At 61.5% G+C, this 22286-nt stretch carries 21 protein-coding genes and 1 pseudogene; 12 read left to right on the forward strand and 10 right to left on the reverse strand.

The window, feature by feature from the left end:
* The first annotated feature begins 149 nt into the window (after positions 1-149).
* From ACFWAD_RS21285 to ACFWAD_RS21300, 4 genes are all read left to right on the forward strand, one after another.
* A complete protein-coding gene (locus ACFWAD_RS21285; protein WP_378547429.1) occupies positions 150-680 on the forward strand; it encodes a hypothetical protein in 531 nt (176 codons plus the stop codon).
* A gap of 108 nt (positions 681-788) precedes the next feature.
* On the forward strand, positions 789-2219 hold the full coding sequence (locus tag ACFWAD_RS21290; RefSeq protein ID WP_378547432.1) for a PepSY-associated TM helix domain-containing protein: 1431 nt from the start codon (positions 789-791) through the stop codon (positions 2217-2219).
* Between the two features lie 25 nt (positions 2220-2244).
* Positions 2245-2745 (forward strand): copper chaperone PCu(A)C, encoded by a 501-nt coding sequence (locus ACFWAD_RS21295; protein ID WP_019747182.1) that lies wholly within the window; start codon positions 2245-2247, stop codon positions 2743-2745.
* Complete coding sequence (locus ACFWAD_RS21300; protein ID WP_378547435.1) at positions 2738-3955, forward strand: Dyp-type peroxidase; 1218 nt, start codon at positions 2738-2740, stop codon at positions 3953-3955. Before ACFWAD_RS21295 ends, ACFWAD_RS21300 begins: the two co-directional genes overlap by 8 nt.
* A gap of 86 nt (positions 3956-4041) precedes the next feature.
* On the opposite strand, the gene ACFWAD_RS21305 is transcribed toward ACFWAD_RS21300, so the two are convergent.
* Positions 4042-5178: a GIY-YIG nuclease family protein gene (locus tag ACFWAD_RS21305; protein ID WP_378547438.1), complete on the reverse strand. Its 1137-nt coding sequence runs from the start codon at positions 5176-5178 to the stop codon at positions 4042-4044.
* A 45-nt stretch (positions 5179-5223) separates the two neighbouring features.
* Complete coding sequence (locus tag ACFWAD_RS21310) at positions 5224-5811, reverse strand: TetR family transcriptional regulator (RefSeq protein ID WP_378547441.1); 588 nt, start codon at positions 5809-5811, stop codon at positions 5224-5226.
* A 180-nt stretch (positions 5812-5991) separates the two neighbouring features.
* Between ACFWAD_RS21310 and ACFWAD_RS21315 the strand changes: the two genes are divergently transcribed.
* The 3 genes from ACFWAD_RS21315 (at position 5992) to ACFWAD_RS21325 (ending at position 9232) form a co-directional block, all read left to right on the forward strand.
* Positions 5992-7557 carry an LVIVD repeat-containing protein gene (locus tag ACFWAD_RS21315; protein WP_378535552.1) on the forward strand — a complete coding sequence of 522 codons (1566 nt, stop codon included), beginning with the start codon at positions 5992-5994 and terminating at the stop codon, positions 7555-7557.
* A complete protein-coding gene (locus ACFWAD_RS21320) occupies positions 7554-8216 on the forward strand; it encodes a DUF305 domain-containing protein (RefSeq protein WP_378547444.1) in 663 nt (220 codons plus the stop codon). Before ACFWAD_RS21315 ends, ACFWAD_RS21320 begins: the two co-directional genes overlap by 4 nt.
* Positions 8217-8308: 92 nt before the next feature.
* Complete coding sequence (locus tag ACFWAD_RS21325) at positions 8309-9232, forward strand: DUF2797 domain-containing protein (RefSeq protein WP_378547447.1); 924 nt, start codon at positions 8309-8311, stop codon at positions 9230-9232.
* A gap of 7 nt (positions 9233-9239) precedes the next feature.
* On the opposite strand, the gene ACFWAD_RS21330 is transcribed toward ACFWAD_RS21325, so the two are convergent.
* Positions 9240-9710: a hypothetical protein gene (locus tag ACFWAD_RS21330; RefSeq protein WP_378535545.1), complete on the reverse strand. Its 471-nt coding sequence runs from the start codon at positions 9708-9710 to the stop codon at positions 9240-9242.
* Positions 9711-10414: 704 nt separating this feature from the next.
* On the opposite strand from ACFWAD_RS21330, the gene ACFWAD_RS21335 reads away from it, so the two are divergent.
* Together ACFWAD_RS21335 and ACFWAD_RS21340 are read left to right on the forward strand one after the other, a co-directional pair.
* A complete protein-coding gene (locus ACFWAD_RS21335) occupies positions 10415-10783 on the forward strand; it encodes a hypothetical protein (RefSeq protein WP_378448756.1) in 369 nt (122 codons plus the stop codon).
* Positions 10784-11165: 382 nt separating this feature from the next.
* Positions 11166-11909 (forward strand): annotated as a pseudogene (locus ACFWAD_RS21340) (HNH endonuclease family protein); the annotation flags it as partial.
* A 45-nt stretch (positions 11910-11954) separates the two neighbouring features.
* Here the strand turns inward: ACFWAD_RS21340 and ACFWAD_RS21345 are convergent.
* From ACFWAD_RS21345 to ACFWAD_RS21360, 4 genes are all read right to left on the reverse strand, one after another.
* Positions 11955-12125 carry a hypothetical protein gene (locus ACFWAD_RS21345; protein WP_378535541.1) on the reverse strand — a complete coding sequence of 57 codons (171 nt, stop codon included), beginning with the start codon at positions 12123-12125 and terminating at the stop codon, positions 11955-11957.
* A gap of 345 nt (positions 12126-12470) precedes the next feature.
* Positions 12471-12839: a hypothetical protein gene (locus ACFWAD_RS21350; RefSeq protein ID WP_378547450.1), complete on the reverse strand. Its 369-nt coding sequence runs from the start codon at positions 12837-12839 to the stop codon at positions 12471-12473.
* Between the two features lie 288 nt (positions 12840-13127).
* Positions 13128-14246 carry an Ig-like domain-containing protein gene (locus ACFWAD_RS21355; RefSeq protein WP_378547453.1) on the reverse strand — a complete coding sequence of 373 codons (1119 nt, stop codon included), beginning with the start codon at positions 14244-14246 and terminating at the stop codon, positions 13128-13130.
* Between the two features lie 55 nt (positions 14247-14301).
* The gene (locus ACFWAD_RS21360; RefSeq protein WP_378547457.1) at positions 14302-15516 is read right to left on the reverse strand and encodes an Ig-like domain-containing protein; all 1215 of its coding nucleotides are present in this window, start codon (positions 15514-15516) and stop codon (positions 14302-14304) included.
* A 296-nt stretch (positions 15517-15812) separates the two neighbouring features.
* Here ACFWAD_RS21360 and ACFWAD_RS21365 point away from each other — a divergent pair, with 296 nt between their 5' ends.
* Genes ACFWAD_RS21365 through ACFWAD_RS21375 form a run of 3 tightly spaced genes read left to right on the forward strand, consistent with a single transcriptional unit; the run spans position 15813 to position 18420 of the window.
* Entirely contained in the window at positions 15813-17312 is a 1500-nt protein-coding gene (locus ACFWAD_RS21365) for a SulP family inorganic anion transporter (RefSeq protein WP_378547460.1), read from the forward strand.
* A gap of 35 nt (positions 17313-17347) precedes the next feature.
* Positions 17348-17773 carry a MerR family transcriptional regulator gene (locus tag ACFWAD_RS21370; RefSeq protein WP_378535530.1) on the forward strand — a complete coding sequence of 142 codons (426 nt, stop codon included), beginning with the start codon at positions 17348-17350 and terminating at the stop codon, positions 17771-17773.
* Between the two features lie 26 nt (positions 17774-17799).
* Positions 17800-18420 (forward strand): L-threonylcarbamoyladenylate synthase, encoded by a 621-nt coding sequence (locus ACFWAD_RS21375; protein ID WP_003945756.1) that lies wholly within the window; start codon positions 17800-17802, stop codon positions 18418-18420.
* A 33-nt stretch (positions 18421-18453) separates the two neighbouring features.
* Here ACFWAD_RS21375 and ACFWAD_RS21380 read toward each other — a convergent pair whose 3' ends face one another.
* The 3 genes from ACFWAD_RS21380 to ACFWAD_RS21390 all read right to left on the reverse strand — a co-directional run bounded on the left by ACFWAD_RS21380 (position 18454) and on the right by ACFWAD_RS21390 (position 22262).
* A complete protein-coding gene (locus ACFWAD_RS21380; RefSeq protein ID WP_378547463.1) occupies positions 18454-20367 on the reverse strand; it encodes an alkyl/aryl-sulfatase in 1914 nt (637 codons plus the stop codon).
* A 99-nt stretch (positions 20368-20466) separates the two neighbouring features.
* A complete protein-coding gene (locus ACFWAD_RS21385) occupies positions 20467-21030 on the reverse strand; it encodes a TetR/AcrR family transcriptional regulator (RefSeq protein ID WP_378448767.1) in 564 nt (187 codons plus the stop codon).
* Positions 21027-22262: a cytochrome P450 gene (locus ACFWAD_RS21390; protein WP_378547466.1), complete on the reverse strand. Its 1236-nt coding sequence runs from the start codon at positions 22260-22262 to the stop codon at positions 21027-21029. The genes ACFWAD_RS21385 and ACFWAD_RS21390 overlap by 4 nt, the downstream gene beginning before the upstream one ends.
* Positions 22263-22286 lie beyond the last annotated feature (24 nt).

Here is a 22286-nt window from a genome sequence, read left to right on the forward strand (position 1 = left end):
GACACGGCAAATAATCTCATTCTGGACATTTCACTCCCCCATTGAAACCTGAATGTCTGCCGAACGTAACGGCGTCCGTCGACGGCGTCAATCCGATGCGCCGGACTCGACTACTAGCCGTCGTAGTAGCTGCCTGTATCCTTTCGCGTATGACGCCGGGTCCGAAAGATGTCGCGCAGCTGCGCGGCGCCTTCGTGGGCGGTACATCCGGCGCGGTCTCTGTCGCGGCCCACGCCCTCGGTGGCGGCGGCATGGCCCCGTCCGAAAGCGCGGTGGTGTTGTTGATCCTCGCGTGCGCGAGCGTCGGCGCGGTGGTCACGTCCATCGACACCCGTCGCTCCCCCGCGCTCTTGCTTACCCTCATGCTCGCTGCGGGTCAGGCCATCGGTCACGCGACTTTGACCATCGCTTCGGATCATCAACACGGGCTGCTCCTGTCACTTCCGATGCTTGCGGCGCACATCGCTGCCGTCGGAGTGTGCGCAGTGCTGATTCGCGGCGCAGAACGCGGATACGTCGTGGCAGCGTCGACGGTGGCCGCCATTGTCGCAGTGCTTCTGCGCCCGTGGGCACCTGAGCCCTCGCCGTTCACTGCGCGGACTCGATACCGCGCCAAAGTTGTTCTGCGTCAACTTCTCACCTCCGGGCTGGGCACTCGCGGCCCACCGGCATTCGTGTAACTCACCTTCCCTTTTCACTTCACGCACGTGAATACGTGCGCACTTTGCTGTGCGCCTTTATTAACCGCCCGCGGTTAATAAAGGCGCACGGCGGGATCGAGTACACGCATGTCCGCACCCGAATTGGAGCGCGCACAAACGCGCGCGTCCAACGACAGTTCTCCCCCGAAGAAGCAGGTTGGCGGCGCCAGACCCCTGATCCTGCGCCTGCACTTCTACGCCGGCATCCTCATCGGACCGTTCATTCTCATCGCCGCGCTGAGCGGCGGTATCTACGCGATGGCGCCCACCATCGAGAAGTTCGTTTACGACGACTACCTCCAGACCGACACCACCGGACAGATCGCGTCTCTGAACGACCAGATCCGTTCCGCTCAGCAGTACCGCCCCGACTTGACTGTCTCGGCAGTACGTCCGTCGCCTGGCGCCGGCGAAACCACCCGGGTCCTGTTCACCGATCCGTCACTGGGCGAATCGGAGAGGCTCGCGGTCTTCGTCGATCCGGTGCTCGCACAGCCGGTCGGCGAGTTGGCGGTGTACGGAAGCAGTGGTTCGCTGCCACTACGAACCTGGATCTCCCAACTGCATCGCCACCTACATCTGGGCGAACCCGGCCGCCTCTACAGCGAATTGGCCGCGTCGTGGATGTGGGTGGTCGCCCTCGGCGGTGTCTACCTCTGGTTCCGTCGATACCGCACCGCCCGGAACGCTCGACTGCTCACGATCGATCGAGCGTCCACCGGACGAAGCCGGACCCTGAACTGGCACGGTGTCGTCGGCATCTGGATAGCAGTTGCATTGGTCTTTCTCTCGGCGACCGGCCTCACGTGGTCGACGTACGCCGGAGAGAACGTCAGCAATCTGAGAACCGCATTGAGTTGGACGACGCCCTCCGTCGTGAAGACTCTCGGCGACGCTCCCCCACCGGCAACGGGCGGGCACGAGGGTCACGACATGGCCCCCGCCGCCACCGGCACGCTGACAGACACCAACGTCGGACGCGTCGACACCGTCCTCGGTATCGCCAGATACAACGGGATCACCGGTCCGGTCGAAGTATCGATACCCGCGAACGCCGAGACAGCGTTCACCGTCGCCCAGACACGTCAGCCCTGGGTGTACAGCAACAACACCATCGCAATCGACGGAGCGACGCAAAAGGTCACCGACGAGTTGTGGTTCTCGGATTGGCCACTCGCAGCCAAACTTTCGGCCTGGGGAATCCAGCTCCACATGGGTCTGCTGTTCGGCCTTGCCAACCAGATCGCACTCGCCGCATTGGCACTCGCGCTGGTCAGCGTGGTGATCCGCGGCTACATCATGTGGTGGCGCCGACGCCCCACCCGAGGCTCCGACTGGGCAGTCGGCCGGGTTCCCGTCCGCGGCGGAATCCGCAACCTCTCCCCGATCAGCCTCGTTGCGCTCGTCGCGATCACGGCGGCGGTCGGCTGGTTCGTGCCGCTACTGGGCATCAGCCTGCTCGCCTTCCTGTTGATCGACGTGTGTGTTGCGGCGTTCAAACGCCGTGCCACCACCTGACCATTCACTAATTACGGAGACACACATGACTGTTCGTACAAAGATATTCGCAGCTGTTGCGCTCACCGCGGCTCTCGCTCTGACCGGTTGTTCTTCCAACTCCGACAAGGAAACCGAAGCGGCACAATCGATCACCGTTCAGGATCAATGGGTCAAGGCGGCGCCGGAAGGAATGAGCGCGGCATTCGCCGAACTCGTCAACTCCAGTGACAAGGACGTTCGCGTGGTCTCGGCAACCAGTCCCGCGTCGTCGCGACTGGAACTGCACGAAGTTGTGACCGGCGACGGCGGAACTATGACGATGCGCCCCAAGGACGGCGGTTTCCTGGTCCCCGCCAACGGTTCCGCCTCCCTGACGCCGGGCGGTGACCACTTGATGTTCATGGACCTGTCCGCGCCACTGCTCCCCGGCGCAGAAACCGACCTCACCTTGATCTACGACGACGGTTCCAGCACCACGTTCACGGCCCAGATTCGCGACTTCTCCGGTAATCAGGAGAACTACGACCCGAATCACGGTGGCTGAGAACACGAACCCGCCCAGCCGAGCTCTCAGCCGGCGGCGCCTTCTCGGAGGAGGCGCCGCCGCGCTCGGCGTCGCGGGAATAACCTGGGGCGCAACCACAGTGGTCGAGCGCAGCGAACACGAGCAGCAAGCAGGCAAGCTTGTGGAACCGTTCTACGGAGTCCACCAAGCCGGCATCGACACCACGCCGCAAGCGCACGGCACCTTCATCGGGTTCGACCTCTTGCCGGGAACCGATCGAGCTGTAGTCGTCGGAATCATGAAGATGTGGTCCGAGGATGCGTCACGGCTCACCGCCGGCAACCCTGCGTTGGCGGACACCGAACGGGAACTGGCTGTGGATCCGGCCCGCTTGACGGTGACCGTCGGCTACGGCCCTGGCCTGTTCTCCAAACTGGGATTACAGGAACGTCAACCGGATTGGTTCGAACCGTTGCCGAGCTACGCGATCGATCGACTCGACGATCGATGGGGCGCCTCGGATCTGTTGTTGCAGATCTGCGGCGACGACCCGGTAACCATTGCTCACGCTGTGCGAGTCCTGACCAAGAACGTCCGATCATTGACGACCATCCGGTGGACGCAAAAGGGATTCCGCAATGCTCGCGGCACCATGCCTGAGGGAACCACGATGCGCAATCTCATGGGCCAGGTGGACGGGACGGTCAATCCTGCTCCGGGAACAGTGGATTTCGATTCACTGATCTGGCACGACGGCGCCGGTCAGTCGTGGCTGGCGGGTGGAACCTCGTTGGTACTGCGACGCATTCGTATGGAAATGGACACGTGGGACGAACTCGACCGCTCGGGGCGCGAACTCACCATGGGGCGCACCTTGTCCAATGGCGCTCCGCTCAACGGAACCAACGAATTCGACGAAGCGGACTTCACTCTCACGGACAAGTTCAGCATTCCGGTTATCCCGCCAGGATCACACATCGCCAGAGCCCACCGCACACACGAGAAGGAGCAGTTCTTCCGTCGGGTGTACAACTACGACGACGCACCCGAGAGCGGGCAGACCTCGAACTCGGGATTGATCTTCGCAGCGTTCCAACGGGACATCGCCGAGCAGTATCTACCGGTCCAACAGCGGTTGAGTGACTTCGACGCACTCAACGAGTGGACGACGCCGATCGGTTCGGCGGTGTATCTCATTCCGCCGGGATGCAGCGAGAACGACTATCTGGGAAGCGGATTGCTCGGATAGCGACGCTGGCGAGGGCGTCAACAACACTGTGGGGCGGGATCCGGTCGGATCCCGCCCCACAGTGTTGCCTACCTGGAACTGTTGCCTTACTTGGACTTACGAGGTCCCGGCATAACCGCACCTGGGCGGGCGGTGGTCAACCGCGTGACCCAACCACTGACGGGCCACTTCTTCAGGCCGACGTTGTGCGGGGTGACTTCGGTTCCGACGTACTTGGCAGCAAGCTCGTCGTCGACGGTTCCGTTGAACCGCCACAGCTGGCTTCCGTCGGCGTTGCGCGTGGACACCTCCCACGACTGAGCGCGGAATGCACCACGAATGATGCTGTCCGCAAACACCAGAACCGGGATGCCGATCTCGGCGCGGACAGCCGCCCCGGCAGACCACTCGGCGCGCGCGAGTTCGTAGATCTCTTCCTGCGTCGCTCCCGGACGAGCCGATGCCGGTACATGAAGGACGATGCTCGGTGTCGGGAGTTCCGGCGCGGGGTCCGCCGAGTACCGCAAGGCGAGTTCCTCGACGCGGGTCGCACGGGTGTCCTTGTCCGACGTGTCGCCGGCGAGGTTGGTCAGACCGTCTCCCGCGTCGGTGATCCGCAAAGCTTCCGCGATTCCGCGGACGACCTCTCCGGTGGTGGCGGCCGAATCGGTGGCGGCGGAGACCGAGCGGAGGAGTACGAAGTGCTCCACCGCCGAACCCGCGTCATAAATTTCGCGGATCCGAGCGATCTTGGCCGCGGTCACGGCAGCATTCGTCTCGGCCGGGCCGTCCGCACCTTCGAGATTCGCGAGTTCACCGAGCGCTTCGAACACCGGCGCGAAGACCTGATTTCCCGTGCCGTGCCCGACATGGAATACCTGGTGGTTACGTGGGTCGCGCAGGGCAAAGACGTACTGCCCCAGCCTCTTCCCGACCTTTTCGGTAAACGGCTGCGGAGCCGGCTTCCGGACGACGACATCGGTGGACAGAGTGCGCATCACGGCCAGACGGAGGGCGTCGGGCACGCTACTTGAACCGGCAACACCGGAAAAGATTGCCGCCGAAGCAGCGCTGATCGAGGTGAACGTGCGACCGACTTGCTTCTCGAGAGAGGCAGAGACCGTACCGACCGCATTCAGTTTTGCATCGAGGGTGCCGTCACCCTCGACAAGGAACTCCTTGATCAACGGAGCAACGAGCAGGGTGGAGCCGATAGCGCGAGGAACTGTCCAGACAATAGCCATGGCACGAGCCTAGGCGATCACTTCGAAGCGCGAGGCGAACGCGTCTCAGCCCGCCGCTGCCGGTCCGGCCAGTCCCTGCACAAGAAGGTTCCACGCCGAGTGCGCGACTTCTCTTCGCGAGCTCTCGGCGGTCCGTTCCATGATCGCGGCAAACATGGCGATCGCCAGGATCACGTCCTCAGCAGTGACGGACTCGCGTATCTTCCCAGCTCGACGCGCCTCCGCGAGGCGTCCTTCGAGGAGATCGGTCAGGCGGGTGCCTGCCGAATTCAGTCGAGAGTCGCCGAAGGAGACGGGCTTGATGACCTCCACGAACACGATGGAGGTGGTGATCTGGTCGACCAACAAACGAAAAAGATCGTCGAGAGTCGAATCCGGATCGGCAGCCAGGTCTTGCAGTTCGACGAGGTTCTCGTCGAACACCGCGAGGGCAAGGCTTTCGCGAGTGGGAAAGTGCCGGTAGAGGCTGCCCTGGCCGACTCCTGCCGTGCGGGCGATCAGGCTGAGCGGAGCAGCAAAACCATGAGTGGCGAACACCTCGCGAGCTGCCGAGATGAGCGCCGCACGATTGCGCGCCGCATCTCTCGGCCCTCTGTTGAGGGATCCGCTATTGACGCGGCCAGACGATGTCACGCACACTACGATACCAACCGGACAGCATTGTCCGGTTGGTTGCGGCCCGACACCGGTTCACACCCCGACCCGACCGTCGTGAGCGCTCGAACACGCGCCTGCCCTCCGTGCTGCCTGTCCGTGAGGCACGTCTGTCCGTGAGAGATACGAAAGGCAATCCCGCACCGGGAGTTGGACTCGATGAAATCGTTCACGACCATCAGAACCAGATCTGCCATCGCGCTCGTCGCATTGATCACCATCCTTCCGGTGTGTGTTGCCGCTGCCGAACCCGCCGCTGCCCCCGGCTCCATCCTCGAGGCTTCGGGCGTCGGCTCGAATGCAGCAAGTCGCGCGGAATGCGGGCCCGGGTCGATGCCCGAGACAGGATTGCAGGGCGATGTGCCCGCCGAGGACCGAAACAGCGGACGCAGCCGAGACGGATACAGCTGCAACATGTCTCAGATCGGCGGCTACTCGGGTCGCGGCGGCGGAATCACGTCCACCAACTTCGAACACTGCTCGTACGTCGGCAGCTTCTTCCCCGGAAACCTCCTGGGCCCCGCGCAGGGTGTCCAAGTTCTCGACGTATCGAATCCTGCCAACCCCGCACTCACCGCTACCCTGACCGAACCCGCGATGCTCGCCGGAACGTGGGAGAGTCTCAAAGTCAACACCGCACGAAAGCTGCTGGTGGGCACGGGCGTTCCGCTCTTGACCGGCGTCGGCCTGATGTCGGTCTACGACATCTCCGATTGCGCGCACCCGAAACTACTCAACCCCGGCCCCGGAACCGATCTGGGAATGTTGCTGCCCATCACCAATCACGAAGGCGGATTCTCGCCGGACGGCAACACATACTGGTCTTCCGGCACCGCGCCCGGTGTTGTGAGTGCCGTCGATCTCACCGATCCCGCCAACCCTCGCGTCATCTGGCAGGACCTCATCGGGTTGTCGACCCACGGCTTCGGCATCAGTCCCGACGGAAATCGCATGTACCTGTCGAACAATCTCGGCGGAATACATGTTCTCGACATCAGTGAGGTTCAGCGCCGCGTCCCGAATCCGCGAGTGCGCCAACTGTCCCAGCTCTCGTGGACCGACGGCTGGGCCACCCAACACAGCATTCCGGTCACCTACGACGGTTCGCCGTACCTGTTCACCGTCGACGAGGGTGGTTCCGGCGGCGTCAAATTGATCGACATCTCGAATGACAACGAACCGACCGTCGTCAACTCGGTGAAGCTGGAAATCAATCTGCCGGAGAATCAAGACACCGCGCTGGCGTCCGCTGCCGGTGGATCGCTGTTCGCGTACGAATCGCACTACTGTTCCGCCGATCGCCCAGTCGACCCGACGGCGCTGGCATGTGGATGGATCTCGAGCGGGATTCGGGTCTTCGATGTTCGAGATCCCTTCGACGTCCACGAAATTGCGTACTTCAACCCACCCGCCCGAACCGGCGACAATCTCCAACTCGCCAACTCGCCGCATGCTCTCGCCTCGCTCATCGGGGTACCCATTCTCAGCACGCCGGCAATTGCGCAGTCGATCGCGCAAGGTCAGTTCGACCCCGGCCAAGCGCTGAGTTCGCGGTCAGGCATGGTCGCTCTCGGCGACATCTCCACCGATTGGTGCTTCTCCCCACCCGAATGGCGAGGGACCACGTTGTGGGCGACGTGCGCCGACAACGGCTTTGTTGCCATGCAGCTCGAAAACGGCGTCTACACACCTCCCACCGACCAGAAAACAACTGTCGGATCATGACGGCTACGCGATCGGTCAAAGCCGTCGCGCTGGTCGCGGCGGCCCTGATGCTGCTCGTACTCGGCGCAGCATTGCGCCCCCTGTTTGCGCCCGAGAACCATACGCAGACAGCCGTTCTGAGCGAAACCGAAATCGGATTCGTGCACGACATGGCGACCCACCATCAGCAGGCCCTCTTCATTCTCGCGCGTCTGAGTCCCGATGTGGACCCGGCAGTGACGAGGCTGGCCCAACAGATCGACGACGTTCAGCGAACCGAGATCGGCGTCATGCTCGGTTGGCTCCGACTGGCGGGTGTACCACCGAACAGTAGAACGCCGATGGGGTGGATGGAAGCATCCGTCAGCGGCACCGGCGATGGCCATCATCACCCGGCACCCGATGCGCCCGACACAGACACCGAGGTCATGCCCGGAATGGCTACGACCGAAGAACTCGAGAGATTGGGCGCCGCTCAGGGCAGCGATGCCGAGGTCATGTTCCTTCAACTGATGGAACGTCACCACCGCGGCGGGATCGCCATGGCGCAGGCCGCCGATGCACTACTCGAGAGTGGGCCGGTAAAACAGTCCGCCCGAGACATGATCAACACCCAGAGTCAGGAATCCGGGCTGATGACACTGATGCTCGGGCAACGCGGGGCACAACCACTGCACTGAACCGCACGTGCACTGACTACCATAAGTGTCGACCTGCGAACTACCGCGCCAACCGCGACGACGTCTCGTCCAGAAGGAATCGACACTTCATCATGACCCTGCTCGTCCGCGGAATCGAATGGTCGAACCCGACAGCACCACGGATCCGATGCGTCGACGACACCACTTCCGCTACGACGTTCTTCACTCACGACTCGGTACTGCGATTCTCCGTCGACAAAGCGAAGGGCCGCCGTTGCCTCGGGTGGCGAGATCTCACCGCAGAAGGTTCAGGCCACTCGCCGTGTGACCGCGGGGCCACCGTCGTTGCCGGACGCCAATGCGATCGGTGCCGAAACCGTGAGGGGTTCACCACAGTTCATCAGGCACACGTCAGCGGTGCGCACATTCATCCGAACGTGCGTACCTACCTCGCACAACCACAATGGCTCTACGTCGACGTATTCGCCGGCGGTCAGATGAAGGTGGGGACGGCGTCCGAGTTTCGCAAGCATCCGCGAGTCGCCGAGCAGGGAGCAGTCTGCGCGTTGTTCGTCGCGCGGTCGACAGACGGTTACAGCATCCGTTCGCTCGAAGCCCGGGTGTCGGAAGAGTTCCACTTGAGCCAGGCCATCCGTACGTCTCGAAAGATCGAAGCACTGACGGGTTCTTTGGATCGCGAGAAACTCCGAAAGTCTTTGCATCACTTCGTATCGTCGATCAAAGACGAGTTGAAGGACATCGGGGCGGACATCGACGGCATCGAGATCCTGGAGGCTCCCGAAGAATGGACGGCGCCGGCGTGCGCCGACGTGGTCTTCGATGCGGCACCGTTGATCGCGTATCCGCACACTTTCGAGTCCGGGGAGCATTCTCTGTATTTGGAGGGCCTTGCCGGGTCGATCGCATCGCTGCGGATCGACACCGACCCTGAATCACCACGCTTTGTCGCGGACGTGTCCGGACTGGTCGGTCGAACCATCACCGTCGGCGAGTTCGTATCCCCTGGCGTGGCGATTCAGGAATCGTTGTTCTGAAGGGAAGTCAGCAGCTTCCTGCGGTCGCTGCGGCGAATCCGCGAGTGACCTCGGCCTGCTCGTCGGCAGACAAGCTCGACCATTCGGGATAAGCCTGGATGGACGTCATCATGTCGTTTGCCAATGATTCACGCGTCATACCCATTTCCTCGCCCGACTGGTCGATTGCCGGCTGGTACGCGTCGAGGTACCGGAGAACGTCGGCGCAGGCTTGCGCGTATGTCCGCGGCAGCGCCGAGCTTGCGTTCGGGTCCGAAGGAACCTCCACCGGAGCGCTCGACTCGACCGAAGGTGCCTCGGTAGTCATGTCCGACGACGTTGCCGGAGCCTCGGATGACGCCGTCGGCGTCGCCGTGGTGGTCGCCGAAGCGGAGGAAGTGAGTGTTCCGACCTCGGTCGGCTTGTCTCCGTCAGAACCGCAGGCAACCAGCGCCACCAGCGAGCAGGCACCGATGAACCCGGTGATCGTTTTCTTCATCCCTCAAGGATGCCAGAGGGCCACTGAGGTTCGAACGGACCGGCATCGCCGATCAGCGACAATCGCCCGCGCAGCCTGCCGAATCCGAGCGCCTCGTCCTCCCGTCTGCGGTATTGGACCGTATACCGCCTTCGCAAACCCATGCTACGGTGATTTAACTGCAAAGTAACTACGGGTGGGATTGTCCGGTCTGCCGCGTTCATCCGGAACGCACCGATCGGAAAGAGTTCGTCTTTAAGGGGCTGGAACGAGTGGGACTTTTTCGTCGACGAGGTTCCCGGGAGGATGATGACGATCGCGGGCAAAACCTCGATCGCAGCGATCCCGGGTACGCCGCCTGGTTCGCGAACGTCGGCGACGCGGGCGGTCAACCGATTCCGTACAAGCGACCACTGACTGCGCCGGTGTATCCACAACTCCAGCCGCCGGTCCCGGACTACGAGACAGACACGCGATGGCCGCTCAACGCACCCCCTGGAGACGGCTGGCTGCCCGCAGACCGCATCGACGAATTCGAGTCGTCGAACGGCCGCTCATCTGCGCATAGCGGAGCAAGCCCCCAAATCTCACAGGCTGAACAGTTGCCGCCCGGCCCACCCCCGACGCCGCAACCAACGATTCCACCTCGAAATGTACCGATGACTTCACCACCGAAGCATCACCTGGAGTCGCCCCGCGCGGCTCTGTCCAACCAAGGAGAAGTAATGAGCAACATCGACAAAATCCTCGGCGAATTGATGCGCATCGACGGTGCCAGCGGTGTAGCCGTCGTCGACGCCGACAGCGGAATGGTTCTCGGCATGAGCGGCAACCCGTCATTCAGCCTCGAGTACGCCGGCGCCGGCAACTCCGAGGTTGTGCGAGCAAAGCTCCGCACGATGAGTAACTTGGGGATTACCGACACCCTGGAAGACATCCTGATTACCCTGAGCAACCAGTACCACCTCATTCGTGTCCTCGAGACGCCCGGACTCTCGACGCTGTTCGTGTACCTCGTCCTCGACCGCGCACGTGCGAACCTGGCACTCGCTCGCCACAAGCTGGGCGAACAGACCCCCAAGATCGAGATCTGAAGCTTCCACACCTCCCGACAAGGCCCGGAGATCGCCGCACGGCGACAACCGGGCCTTGTTTGTTTCGCATCGTGACTTGTGTACCTCCGGCGGGCACCGATACTGAGACCGTGACTATCGCGGACACTCCTTGCGCGTGGTTGACCACCCTTCGAACTGACGGCTCGCCGCACACGAGTTCCGTGCTCTCGCGCGACTTTTCGGCAAGAAGTACGACGGATGGGACGCCGCAGATGAGACTCGCGACGGCCCGCGAGTTCTAGTCTCCGTCCCGGTGAAGCGGTGGCTACTTCGACCGGACTGACGGGAGGTGCCGGCTCAGCCCGAAATGTCGCGAATGACATACTTGTAGTTCATCTCTCGAAGAAATGGACTCTCGCACATGGCACGCACGGCACATCACAGGCGCGGCATCACCGGCGTCACCATCGGCATCGCTGCCGTGATCGTGCTGGGAGGCTGCGCCAATTCCAACGCCGATGCACCCGAAACATCTTCTCTCGGTTCAGGAATCGGATCCGGCGTCACGACGACGGTGGCGACCGAAGCCTCGGCTCCTTCGTCCGCCGCAATTGAACTGCTGGCACAGATCCCCGTAAAAGGACGCGCACCCAAGACCGGTTACGACCGCGCACTGTTCGGTACGGCCTGGACGGACGACGTCACCGTCGAGTTCGGCCACAACGGCTGCGATACGCGCAACGACATCCTGCGGCGTGACCTCACCGACCTGACATTCAAGGACGGCTCCAAAAGCTGCTCCGTCCAAACCGGCACGCTCCGTGACCCGTACACGAACAAGACCATCGCGTTCACTCGCGGCCAGGACACGTCTTCTGCAGTCCAGATCGACCACGTGGTCGCACTCTCGGATGCCTGGCAGAAGGGCGCACAGCAGCTCGATACGCAAACGCGAACCAATCTCGCCAACGACCCTCGAAACCTGCGCGCTGTCGACGGACCCACGAACCAGAAGAAGTCGGATTCCGACGCGGCGTCGTGGCTGCCACCCAACAAGGCCTACCGCTGCCAGTACGTGACTGCTCAAGTGGAAGTCAAAGCGGCATACGGTTTGTGGGTCACCCAAGCCGAACATGACACCATCGCCGACATTCTCACGACCTGCTGAAACTCTTACGGTGATCAGAGTCCGCTGATCAGTGGCCCTTGATCAGCGGCCCTTGATCAGATACCGCACAATCGCCATTCCGAGCGCGAGCCCCAACACGGTGGCCAGCGCTGCAACGAGACCGTGACCGGTCAGTGCAACGAACACACCGGTAACGATCGCGACAACGGCGATGATCCCCGCGTCCACTCTGCTTTGACCACGTTCAGGCATGGCACTCTCTCGTGCTGTCAGGTCCGTCCGCTCCCCTCGTAGCGGACGGACCCAGCGGCAATCTGTCGAAATGCGCGAACTTCTGGTGGCCTCACCGGGCTGACTTTGCGGGCGGTCCTGCGAGGCCGGCACGTCCCCGGAGCCAACTCACATCGGTTCACGAAGTCCGTACCTTCGCAGAATATACCGAGTGGTAGGTAAATACCGAGGGCCAAAGTCCCTGGTCGTCGACTCATGCGACGAGTGGTCGGCAACTCGAGACGAACGAGCGCATCCGCGAGCCGAGTGTTTAATCGAAATGGCAAGAACAGCCATATCCGATATTCATGTCAAACCAGGAGACGTCTATGACCCGAAAAGTGATCCGAGGTCCAACGATCCGATTGACGACACTCTCTTCCAATCAGCGCAATATGCGGTGGTGAAGCGAGAATCCGTCAAGAGAATCGTGACCGTCGCCGGTTCGAGGGTGCTTTCGAACTCGAGGACATTCAATTCACCGTCGCCGTCAACTTTTGCTCGGCCGTAAATGCATGGCATGTCAGCCGATTCGGGTCCAGAAGTCGTGTAGGTTCCCGGCAACACCTCCCACGGCACGTCGAACAGCCCGTGTCCGGGAATGCTTCCCGGCGCTGCTGAAGCCGTAGACGTCCCGATCATTGCCACACTGACAGCTACTGCCGCAGCGGACGCGAGCAAACCAACCTTGCGCATTTTCCCTACCTTGTTCATACCTGAACCGCAGCGGCGAGTTCGAAGGCTTGTTGATGTAAGAACCCGCGGATCGCGCAGTTCTTCAACCAACGGTAGTAAAAGGGCACGAGTTTTGGTGAGCTACCTTTTGTGGTTCCGGCCCGGTTTCCGTGACGGAGACTCCCATTGAGAAAAACAGGGAACGCCGGCGTTGCGGCTCTCGACATGATTCGAACCTGTCATTCCAGTATTCGACCACACACCCAGATTCGAGCCGAAACGTCGACGCTCCCCTGCCGTTTGGGTGACTCAGCCTCCGAGTGAGCCCGTCGGCAGCTTCGAGAAGATGTCACCGAGGCTTCCGGTTCCGCCCGGTGTTTCCGGATCCGTCGGATCCACCGGCTCGACGACGATGACACCAGGCACGGTGACGGTCACGGTCTTGTCCGCAGATTCCGAAGAACTGAACTTCTTGGTACCCAGAAACTTTGCGGTGATGCGATGCTCGCCCTGGTCGCGGAACGGCCAGACCAGTTCAGCATGGCCATTCGAATCGACTGCGGCGCTGCCGATCTTGGTATCGCCGTCGAAGAACTCGACTGTTCCCTCACCTGGATTCGGGTCGATGCTCGCCGCGATCTTGACGTCTTCGCCCGTCAGTGCCTCTAGTGCGACAGCGACCGTCGTCTCGGTCTGGTTGGTCGAGAAGACCTCTGTAGTCGAGAGGGCGCCGCGTCCGTCGCCCGAAGCAACACAATACCCAGCGGCATTGACCCATCGGGACTCGCCGAAGCTCATGCTTGTGTCTTTGATCTTGATAGTCGGGCTCGCAGCCCCTCCGCGCAGGTGCGTCGTCGCATTGCCCTCGTCGGAGCGAGCTTCGAGTTTCAATTCGACTGCCGGCAGACGGAAGTCCGTGTTGGCCTTGACCTGCAGCCCTTCCTTGGGCTTGTTGTCGTTCGCGCTCGGACCGTCGTTGACAGTTTTGTTGCTGGTCCCGGTAATGCGCAAATATTCACCGGTGGCGTTCGCATTTCCGTCTGCACCCACACGGAGCAGTACCGCAGCTTCGCCGGTCAAGTTGGACGACGAATCACCGACGAGAGAGTACGAAACCAGTGTTGCCCCTTGCGGAAGCGCAATGTCGTACTTGATTCGACCGGTGTCCGAATCCGAACTACGCATGGTGCCGGGATGGAGTTTCACCGTGAACTGCTCGCCGGGACGCACGGACGTGGGCGCCGTGACCTCCATGTTGTCGGAGAACGACGAATCCCAATCGGTGGCGCCGTCGACCCGGCACTTGTGTTCGAAGGAAACTGTTCGTGTCACGGCATCTGATGCTGCTGCTGTCGGCGCGGACACAGCGAGGAGTCCGGCCGCGAGAGCGGGTACGGCTGCGCAAACAGCCAGAGAACGGGGGTTCATGTATTGCCTTTCAAAAGAACTCGGGCATCGAGTGTTCGGTGAAGTAGATCCGTGATCACTTGCCGCCGAGCGAACCCGTCGGCAGCTGCGGCAGAACGGACTCGAGGCTGCCGAGACCGCCCGGCGTGCCCGGATCGGTCGGGTTAGGATCGACCGGACCTGTTGAATCGCCGGTGACGGTGAGAATGTGTGCCGCCGACATGTGCTTCGCCTCGTCACCGGTAGCGGTGAACACCGCAGTCACAGACTTGATTCCGGCCTTACCGAAGGTCAGATCCAGGCGGGCGATACCGCGAACCACCGGCCGCGGTTCGCCGGCGGGCTTGCCGTCGACCATGAACTGGACTGTTCCCGTGGCATTTTCCGGTTCGACGTGAGTAGCGAAGGACACTTTGGTGCCGGTTACGGCGGTAGCCGGTCCCTCGAGTGTGGTCACGATGTCGGTACCGGGCTCAGGATCGACCGGTCCCAGGTCCCCGTCGATTTTTGTCGACGCCAGGCTGCCGGCACCGGCATTGAGAGGGCCGGTCTCGCTGTCGCGGGGTGAGCAGGACGTAGGCGCCCAGATCGTTCCCGCGAGCCAGTGACCGACCTGAGGGAGGAAGGTCAAGAATGACTCCGGCCCACCGAAAGTACCTGCAGCGCCCGAGGTCCGGACATTGGTCTCGACCACGCCGGAAGACCCGGCCTTCACGGTAATTCTGATCTTCGGAAAGACGATGTTCGTCTCGGCACCGGACTGAGCATTGATCGCGAGACCACCGTGCGCTCCCGACGACGATGACGGACTGTTGCCGATCGCTTCGTTTGCGCCGGACAACCGGAGTATCGAGCCGTCAGGAGTGGGAGTGCCGTCTTCGTTTACACGAATCACCGAAGCAGGTTTCCCGGCAACGACATTGCCCGGATCGGTGACCACCGCCGAGACGAACTCCGCGTTGGCCGGAATCGGAAGATCGATCTTCAGACGTGAGATCTTCTTGACACTTGCGCCGCTCACATCGTTCGGGATCTGCACGCTACCCGGATCGACGTCGATGTCGAAGACTTGACCTGGCGCTACGACCGACGGAGCCGAGACCCGCACCGTGGCAGGCTTTCCGTCTGACGACGGCCCGGAGAACGCACTCGGAACTGCGCGGCACGTGACCTGAAAAGTTGTCGACGTGGTTTCTGCAACGGGTGCCGCGGTCGCCGGAATCACGGCCACCGCGGTTCCACCGGCAAGGAGGCCGGCTAGCAGCGCAGCATTCAGTAAGCGTTTTGACATGATGTCCTCTCGGAACAACCTGATTGACGTTTGCCGCCGAACTGTAACGGAGCGAACGCCCGAATTGGCCAGTTTTCGATCAACAAAAACCACACAGTAGGTAAATACTTGGTAAGGGTTACCGGCCGTCACATCTGACAGCCAACGCGAGCCTTCCCCTTCCGCTGAATCGAAACAATCGAGATTCATTGCAGCGAAATAGAATTCGACCGACACTCGCATCGCTGTCAAATTCTCGTTCACACTCTACCCTTACGGGAGGGTAGAGTCTGAGAACCTCGTCAGGACGGAATCTCATGGCAGTAACCACCGCTTCATCCACCATCGACAACTCGGTACGAACCGCGCTTCGGTCACCTCGCCGACTCAAAACCGAAGTCTTGGCCGGACTGGTCGTGGCCTTGGCATTGATCCCCGAAGCGATCTCGTTCTCGATCATCGCCGGGGTGGATCCGCGGGTGGGGCTGTTCGCGTCGTTCACGATGGCTGTGACCATCGCCGTCGTCGGCGGACGACCTGCCATGATCTCCGCGGCCACCGGCGCCGTCGCACTGGTCGTCGCTCCACTGACGCGCGAGTACGGAATCGACTACCTGATCGCGACAGTCCTCCTGGCCGGCCTCCTCCAGATCGTGTTGAGCCTCCTCGGCGTCGCAAAGTTGATGCGTTTCATCCCGCGCAGCGTCATGGTGGGATTCGTCAATGCACTGGCCATCTTGATCTTCATCGCCCAACTCCCCCACCTGATCGATGTTCCGTGGCTCGTCTACCCACTCCTGATGATCGCCCTGCTGATTCTCGTGTTCTTGCCGAAACTGACGAACGCGGTCCCGGCTCCGCTGGTGGCGATCGTGCTACTGACCGCCGCCACAGTCGTTTTCGCATTCGATGTTCCCGACGTCGGCGACGAGGGCGAACTTCCGTCGAGCCTGCCGACGCTACTGTTCCCCGACGTCCCTCTGGAAATGCACACACTGTCGATCATTGCTCCGTACGCGTTGGCCATGGCGCTCGTCGGACTCCTGGAATCGTTGATGACCGCCAAGCTCGTCGACGACGTCACGGATACCCACTCGAACAAGACCCGAGAAGGGTGGGGCCAAGGCGTCGCGAACATCGTCACCGGCTTCTTCGGAGGCATGGGAGGGTGCGCGATGATCGGCCAGACCATGATCAACGTGAAGGTCTCCGGCGCTCGCACTCGGATCTCGACCTTCCTTGCAGGCGTGTTCCTGCTGATACTCGTGGTCGGCCTCGGCAACATCGTGGCGCTGATTCCCATGGCCGCATTGGTGGCCGTCATGATCATGGTCTCGGTCGGAACTTTCGATTGGCATAGCATCAATCCGAAGACCTTGCGCCGCATGCCGATCGGCGAGACAACGGTCATGCTGGTCACCGTGGCTGTCACCGTCGCGACCCATAATCTCGCCTACGGCGTGATCGTCGGAGTGATTACCGCGATGGTGATCTTCGCCCGCCGCGTCGCGCACCTCACCGAAGTTGTCGACGTAGCGCATCCGGACGAGGACACCCGTGTCTATGCGGTTCGAGGCGAGTTGTTCTTCGCATCGAGCAACGATCTCATCTATCAGTTCGACTACGTCGGCGACCCGAAGAGCATTGTCATCGATCTTTCCGAGTCTCATATCTGGGACGCGTCGACCGTGGCGACTCTGGACGCCATCACCACCAAGTACGCCGCCAGAGGCAAGAAAGTCGAGATCGTGGGCCTCGACGGCGCGTCGGCCGAGCGCCATCTGCGCCTGTCCGGTCGCCTGGGTGATGGTCATTGAGAGTATGGAGGCTCAGCGCGACGAAAGTGGGAGTGATGTCTGAGCCGGAACACGCGGGCCAGGGGCAGAACATGCAGATCGGTCAGGTTGCCGAGCGCACCGAACTGTCGATCAAGACGATCCGTCATTACGACGAGGTCGGTCTGGTGACCCCGTCCGAGCGGAGCGCCGGAGGTTTCCGCCTGTACACCGAGGCCGACGTCCAGCGGCTACTGGTAATCCGACGAATGAAGCCGCTCGGATTCAGTCTCGAAGAAATGAAACAACTCCTCGATTCTCTGGCAGTGCTCGGTGACGAAGGTTCGGACGCGTCGATGCGAACCGGTGCAACCGAATTCGTCACCGCCTGCCATACCCGAGCGGAAGAAAGCTGCATACACTTACGTAAGCAACTCGCCTACGCCGAAGAACTGACGGGATTACTCGCCGACCACAGTCTGAACGGTGAACTGCATTCGTGATCTGCCGACTGAACTAAGCTGGGTTGATGGCCCGATACTTCGACGTTCACCCCGAAAACCCGCAGCCGCGCGCGATCAGCCAGATCGTCGAAATGCTGCGCAACGACGCGGTCATCGCCTACCCCACCGATTCCTGCTACGCCTTGGGCGCCCGAATGGATAATCACTCGGGCACCGATCGGATCCGCGAGATCCGTCATCTGCGGTCGGATCACCACTTCACACTCGTCTGTGCCGACTTCGCGCAGCTCGGGCACTTCGTCCACGTCACCAACTCGGCGTTCCGCGCGGTGAAAGCCGCCACCCCGGGCCAATACACGTTCATCCTTCCCGCCACGAAGGAAGTTCCGCGGCGGCTGGCACACGCCAAGAAGAAGACCGTCGGGGTGCGCATCCCCAGCCACCCGGTAGTGCGTGCGCTCCTGCAGGAATTGGGAGAACCGATCCTCTCCAGCACCCTTCTGCTGCCCGGCGCCGAGGAGCCGATGACGGACGGCTGGCAGATCAAGGAAGAACTCGACCACCAGCTCGACGCGGTCATCGACTCGGGTGATTGCGGAACTGAACCAACCACAGTGGTCGACTATTCGTCCGGTGTCCCCGAGATCGTGCGCGTCGGAGCAGGGGATCCTTCTCGTTTCGAGTGATCCCCGCCCGGGCCACATCATGGAGTCGACCAGTCACGGCGTGACGATATCGAACCACAGATCAAAATCCTCCAGCAGCGAGATGAACGTCTCCAGTTCTGACTGATCCCCCGCAGCCGTCGCTGTTCCGGAGGTGATGGATTCGGTGAGTGAGGTCGTCCCCAGATACACCTCGTTGAACACCGCACGGGTCAAGGTCAGAGTCAGGGCGGCCGACGAATCTGCCCTGTCCATGTCGTAGTTCAGCACGCCGTTGCGCACTGTGACCAGGACGTTGTCCTCGGTATCCGACAACACGAATCGCAACGACAGGTCGACGTCGGCGGCCTTCGGGCCGTCGAGGCGAACTGCCCAGAAGTCCAGCATCTGTTCGAGCGGCATCACTGCGACGACGGCCGGGCCGGTGGGGTTGTTGGACGGCATCGGTGCCAGCGGATGTCGCAACTCCATCGCTCCGACCAGATAGAAGTTGCGCCACGTACCGTTCTCGGCTTGGTAGCCGAGCTGTTCGTACGTGTCCGCCAACAACTCTCGCGCTTTCTGATTGCTCGGATCGGCGAAGACCAGGTGATTCACCAACTCCGCCGCCCAGCGGTAGTCGCCGTCATCGAACGCCTGCTTGCCCTTCGTCAGGAGCGCGTCCGGTCCACCGACGGCTTCGACGTAGCGCTTGCCGTTCTCCACCGGCGGATGAGGATTCAGGTGAGCGGGAACGCCGTCGAACCAACCGAGATAGAAGGTGTAGATCGCCTTGACGTTGTGACTGAGCGAGCCGTAGTACCCGCGGTTGTACCACTGCTTTCCGATGGCGTCGGGTACCTCGATCTGGTCGGCGATCTCGACGGGTGTCAGTCCCTTGTTTGCAAGACGCAACGTCTGGTCGTGGAGATACTTGTACAGGTCTGCCTGATCCGACATGAGCTTGCGAATCTTCTCATTGCCCCATGTGGGCCAATGATGTTGCGCAAAAATGATTTCGGCGTCGGGGAAGAGCTCCATCGCCAGGCGAACGTAATGCGACCAGGCCTTGGCGTCGCGAGTCTTGGCGCCGCGCAACGTGTATAGATTGTGCATCGTGTGTGTGACGTCCTCAGCCGAACCGAGCGCCTTGAAATCAGGTAGATAGAACAGCATCTCGGACGGTGCTTCGGTTCCCGGCGCGAGCATGAACGTCACGCGCACACCGTCGATGACTTCTTCGTGCACCGGTTCGGTGATGACGTCGGTCGGCACGGCGAACGTCGACGTGCCGTGCGAAGTGGACAGTCCGAGACCACCGGATACCTGCCCCTGTGGACCGGGACGCAAAAACGATCCGTACATGTACATTCCGCGACGCGTCATCGCCGTACCGGCAAGCACGTTCTCGGAGATCGCTTCTTCCGTGAAACTGTCGGGTGCATAGACTTTTACGGCACCGGACTCGATCTCTTCGTCGGTGACAAATCCTTTCACACCGCCGAAGTGATCGCCGTGGGAGTGAGTGAAGATGATTGCCTTGACCGGGACCTTGGGGCGGTGCTGGTAGTACAACTCCAACGCGAGTGCGGCTGTTTCCGCGGACATCAGAGTGTCACCGATAATCAATCCGGTGTCGCCCTCGATGATCGTCGTGTTCGACAAATCCTGGCCGATCACCTGATACAGGCGATCAGCGAGCTTGAACAGTCCGCCGCCCTTTCCCATCAAAGTCGCTTGGCGCCACAAACTCGGGTTGACGGTATCCGGCGCGTCGCCGTCGGCGAACCCGTAGGCGTCGTAAGAGAAGATGAACTGCCCTTTGTCGCCCTTGACCAACCCGCCGTCGATGAGCGGCGCCACCAGACCTCGTGAAATCAAATCGAAGTCGAAGGTGTCGTCGAAAGGAAGGTCACGGAGAACCTGAGCATTCGCCTGGCGAGTCGCTTCGGTGGCGGGCTTGGGGTCGAGTTCGGACGGTGTAGTCATCTTCTCTTACGCTCCTCGGGAACTCGCGGTGGCCTGTGTCTGGATACCGGTTCATCCTCGATCCCGACAGCACCCTCGCGCATCACCCGGAAGGGATGATCAGGCGGTCCTTCCTGCGCTCACCAGCGCAGCGACGAACTCACGCACCAACGCCCGCTCGTCATTCTCGTCCGCCCCCGGCACCATGAGCAGCGAGAGGATCACTCGCACGATCCAACGTGCTCGAGTGGCTACCTCGGCGCCGGTGTCACCGAGCATCGCGACCCCCAGTCCGTTGATGACATCGGACGAATTGGCAAGCTCACCGGCAAGACTCGCATCACCCGGGGTGAACCAGGCAGCCAGCGTCGGAGTGCTGCGTACCGCGGACACTGCCGCGAGCATCGCCGTTTCGAGACGCTCACTCGGATCGTCGATGGCCGCTACCGATTCCGCGATGGCTGTTCCGAGCCTGCGCGCTTCGCGGTGAACGAACGCGATGTGTAGAGCCTGTCGATTCTCGAAGTACCGATACAAGGTGGCCCGAGAACATCCTGCAGCAGAGGCTATTTCCGCCATACCGACCGTTGCGACGCCCTTTTCGACGAACAATTGCGCCGCGCTGTCGAGAATCTTCTCGGCTGCCGCCAAAGCGCGGCCCTCACCGAGCCAGTCGTTGCTCACGGCCGGCTAACCGACATCGGGGCGGTGAGCGGACGGCGGACGTAATTGCCTGGTGCGTACTGCATCGCGTCGATGTCGACGTGGAAGTCTGGAATCCGGGAGAGCAACTCTTCCAACGCAACTCGTGCCTGCATCCGAGCGGCCGACGCACCCAGACAATGGTGTGCGCCATGACTGAAGGTGAGTATCTTCTGTGGCCGGCGCAAGACGTCCAACTCCGCCGCGTCGGGTCCGTACTTTTCGGGGTCACGATTTGCCGCACCATACATCAGCAAAACCTTACGTCCTGCCGGAATCACTTTGCCACCCAAGGCCACATCTCGCGTCGTGGTGCGTGCCAGACCTTGGACCGGCGAGGTGAGCCGAAGCAGTTCGTCGACTGCGTCAGTGATCAATGCGGGATCGTCCAACAGGATCTGACGCTGGTCGAGGCGTTCGGTCAGCATCGCCACCGATCCGCCCAACATTCCTGTTGTAGTGTCGTTTCCACCGGCCACCATGGTGAAGGCGAAGCCCAGAATCGACAGTAAGCCGGACATGTCGCCTTCTTCACCGAGACCAGCGGCGAGTAGGTGCGAAATAGTGTCGTCACCCGGTTCGACCTTGCGGCGTTCGATCAGCGAAGCGAAGTACATCATCAACTCACCGGTGGCGGCCTGCGCCGTCGTCGCCGCTGCGGCCACACCACCAGCCGAATTGGCAGCAACAATGGCCTCGGTCCAGCCGTCGAACTGATCACGGTCCGATTCCGGCACACCCAGATAATGTGCTACGACCATCGACGGCAACGGCTTGAACAACTCGACGACGATATCGCCGCTGCCACGCGCTTTCAACGCCTCGATACGTTCGACGACAAATTCGCGGACCATCGGCTCGACCGCCGACACCTGACGCGGGGTGAACCCCTTCGACACCATGCGCCGGAACTCCGACTGCGCGGGCGGGTCCTGCATCACGAACGGCGGATTGTCCTGCATCCCGATCTGCTCGAGTTCACCGTAGACAGTGGTCAATCCCTTTGCCGACGAGTACGTCTCGTAGTCGCGAGCGGCGTTGTAGACGTCTTCGTGACGGGTGAGCACCCAGTAGTCGTCCTGCGGCGCAGCTTCCGGCACAACGTTGTGAACAGGATCGTTCTCGCGTAACGCGTCGTACATTGCCCACGGCGAACGCCAGGACTCCCCAGTGGAAGGAACAAACCGTGGCGAATGTGACACAGAGGTTGTCATGACTCGACTATGAGACAAATAGTC

The organism is Rhodococcus sp. NPDC059969, from assembly GCF_042738325.1.
Taxonomy (GTDB): domain Bacteria; phylum Actinomycetota; class Actinomycetes; order Mycobacteriales; family Mycobacteriaceae; genus Rhodococcus_F.